Annotated in this window: 3 protein-coding genes; 1 reads left to right on the plus strand and 2 read right to left on the minus strand. The window is 68.8% G+C overall.

Going from position 1 to position 2,976, the window contains the following annotated elements; genetic code table 11:
* Nucleotides 1-347 precede the first annotated feature (347 nt).
* Nucleotides 348-1,277 (minus strand): TIGR02117 family protein, encoded by a 930-nt coding sequence (locus FVW27_RS11905; protein WP_167125418.1) that lies wholly within the window; start codon nt 1,275-1,277, stop codon nt 348-350.
* A 258-nt stretch (nt 1,278-1,535) separates the two neighbouring features.
* On the opposite strand from FVW27_RS11905, the gene FVW27_RS11910 reads away from it, so the two are divergent.
* The gene (locus FVW27_RS11910; RefSeq protein WP_167125420.1) at nt 1,536-1,937 is read left to right on the plus strand and encodes a hypothetical protein; all 402 of its coding nucleotides are present in this window, start codon (nt 1,536-1,538) and stop codon (nt 1,935-1,937) included.
* Between the two features lie 256 nt (nt 1,938-2,193).
* On the opposite strand, the gene FVW27_RS11915 is transcribed toward FVW27_RS11910, so the two are convergent.
* On the minus strand, nt 2,194-2,976 hold a 783-nt coding region (locus FVW27_RS11915; RefSeq protein WP_167125422.1), incomplete at its 5' end, for a hemerythrin domain-containing protein.

The raw sequence follows: 2,976 nt of genomic DNA on the forward strand, positions 1-2,976 counted from the left end.
CGGCCCAGCTGCCGCCGCGCGGCACGTCCGTGAGGCCGCCGCCGTCCGGCGTGGCCGCAACGCGAAGTTGGCAACGCCCTGTCTCCTGGGCGAGTCATGTGGTCGCAGGCCGAAGGGGCGGTCCCTTCGGCCTGTCGCCGTTTCAGGCCCTGTCAGGCGACGGTCCTCCTGCCCTCTGCCTTCCGCCCCGAAGGACGGGCTCGCGAGCTTGGCCCCATCCGTGGGACTTGCGCTGCGCGCTTGCCGACGGCTGTGGCATATTCCCTTCATGAAAAAACGGTGCTTCCTCGCCGGAGAACAAGGGGCCTCATGGCCCGGAAAGGCTTCGGGAGAACAGGCGCAGTCCGTCAGCGATCCGTGGCAGGCAGGTGGTACAGCAGGAAATGGGGCAGGGGCGTCCACACCGGGGTGCGGACTCCGGCTGCTGCCAGCGCGTCGGCTGCCCAGGTGTTGCAGGTGCGCAGGGGGCTGAAGCGCCCGGTGGCTTCAAGGAACAGGCTGCCCGGCCCGTAGCCCGTACCGCCGTTTTCCGGCGTGACCGGGATGCGCACGGGACGTCCCTCGGCGTCGCGGCGCAGGCTGGCCGCCACGAAGGCCACAAGGTTTCGGTACCCCTGGCGCGACAGATGCAGGATGCGGGTCTCGGCATCGGGCAGCGGCGGGCCGGGCATCACCTCCACATGCAGGGCGGCGGGTGCCAGGGCCAGCGCCCGCAGGGCCACGCCGGGGCGCATCCGGTCCCAGGTGGGCGTGGCCAGGTAGAATTCCCGCGCGCCCCAGCCGATCGCCACGTGGGCTTTGCCCGGCAGGGCAGCCGGTGCTGGCGGGCCGTCGTTTGCGCCGCCCGTCCCGCCATCCAGCCCCAGCACGTCCGCAAGTCCTGGTTCCCCTTCCACCCGCGCGGGCAGCACGATGTCCGCATGCACCCCGTTGCTGATCACATGGATGGTCACCGGCGGGGCGTTGCGCGTTACGGCCTCCGTCACTCCTGCGTTTTCGTCGCCAGGTGACCCCGGTGTGCCGGACGACTCCGGCGGGATGGGTACGGTAGTGCCGTTCCGCTGTTCCGTGGCGTTGCGCACCGCGCTACCAGGCAGGCAGCATGCGGGCGACGGTAATCCCTCAGTCGGGCGCGGCATGGCGCCCAGCACGGCCACGGCCAGCAGGTATCCCAGCGACAACAGGACCAGGCCGCGCAGCGTCCATGTCAGGATATGGCGCAGGGGGCGGAAGGGCGGCTTCGGCGGCTGGCCGGGATGCGTCGGGCGGGGGGGCATGCATTTTCCTGTAGTGGCACGGGGAAAGGGCTAACAACGAGCATGGTATTCGTAACCCGGTGGATTGCCAAGGCATCGGGTTATGGTGCGTGATACCGATGATAATACGCGATGGTTTTTCGGAAAATCATTTCACACTGGCGCCCGCTCTGGTGTACGCTGGCGGCAGGATTCTCTCCTCCCGTCCGTGCCTGGCATCATGCCGGGGCGCGGCGGACTTGCGGTACCCCTTTCACCCTCAACCGCAGGAGTGGCACCATGCAGGAAATCAGACTGCACCGTAACGGGCGCGAAGACCTCGTCTTCCGTGGCGAGCATCTGGCCACTGTGGATGACCGCGAATGGATGGGCATAGCCCCCAACTGGTGGGAACTGGCCCTGTACCGATCCGAAGCGGGGGGCTTCGTGCTTTCCTCCGTGTTCTATCTGAACTTCCCGCGTCACCGGGTACTGCGCGGGGCACTGGTGTTTCAGAGCATCGCCGACGTGCGCGACTACGTGGTCACCGCGTGCAACGGCCCTTCCATGATCGCAGACGGCTTGCTGGGCCGGGCGCGCAGGCGCATCCGCCAGTTGGACGACCCCATTCCGCCGCTGCCGCAGTTTGCACCGGTATCGGACTACGAATCGTTCGGAGAACGCGAGATTCCCTATGCATGACGACACACGGCACATGCCGTGCCGTTGGTCCCCGGGAGGAGCACGGTGCGGCGTCCCGCGAAACGGCGGCCTTGGCCGCCGTTTGTCGTTGTCGGGGGTACGTGTGGGTGGGCGGATGCCGGATGCCTGCGGATGAGACGGCGGAAACAGGGTGATGTGTGTGCAGCGCCGGGCGGCGGGGCCCATGTGGTGCCGATGTCGTCTGGAGAGCTTTGGGATCGGGCCGTCTGGGATCGGGCTGTCGCCGGAAGGACTGTCACCGGATGTGCGGCCCGGGGGGGCAGGCCGCGCGCTGTTCGGATGTCGCCTGCATGTAGGGGTGGAACTTGGTGTCGTCGTCCAGCATGTGGCGCGCCACCACCTCGTGGGCAATGACCCCCAGCGCCGCGTCGAGGGGAAGGTTTGCGTGCTCGTAGCGTGCGGCCAGGTCGCCCGCAACTTCCAGCAGGGTGGCGTGCAGTTCCGCGTGGTGCTCGGCATCGGGGTAGCCCCGGCTGCGCAGCACGGCCTCCTCGTCGTGAAAATGCTCGGCAAGGGCGGTGAGCAGTTCGTGGATGATGGCCAGGCAGGCCGGGCGCGGGGCGTTGTCCAGAAAGGCGGCCAGCAGCCGGTTGACCATCTCGAACAGTTGGCGATGCTGGGCGTCGATGCGCGCCTCGCCGCATTCGTACGTACTGCTCCAGGCAAGGCGCAGCAACTCGCCCGGCACGCGCAGGCCGCCGTGCGGGCAGGCCAGCGGGGGCAGGACCTCCTGTGCCGTGGCCACCGTGTTCCGTCCCTTGGACTTGGCCCGGTACAACGCCTGGTCGGCCATGTCGATGATCTGGTGCGGCGTGGTGTCGTGGCCGCCGCGCACCGTGGCCACCCCCACGCTGACGGTGACGTGGGCCGCCGGTGTGTTGCCGGGGTGGGTGATGCACAACTCGGCCACGGCGCGGCAGATGCGTTCGGCCAGTTGGGCCGCACCCGCTTCCGCCGTGCCGGGCAGCACGCAGGCGAATTCCTCGCCGCCGTAGCGGGCCACCAGGTCGGGCGCGCG

Origin of the sequence: Nitratidesulfovibrio liaohensis, from assembly GCF_011682075.1 — a bacterium.
GTDB classification, from domain to species: Bacteria; Desulfobacterota; Desulfovibrionia; order Desulfovibrionales; family Desulfovibrionaceae; genus Cupidesulfovibrio; species Cupidesulfovibrio liaohensis.

What these genes read in the sequence shown, in the direction of transcription:
- FVW27_RS11905 (WP_167125418.1), bottom strand. Translation starts at nt 1,277, where the DNA reads ATGCCCCCCCGCCCGACGCATCCCGGCCAGCCGCCGAAGCCGCCCTTC.
- FVW27_RS11910 (WP_167125420.1), top strand. Translation starts at nt 1,536, where the DNA reads ATGCAGGAAATCAGACTGCACCGTAACGGGCGCGAAGACCTCGTCTTC.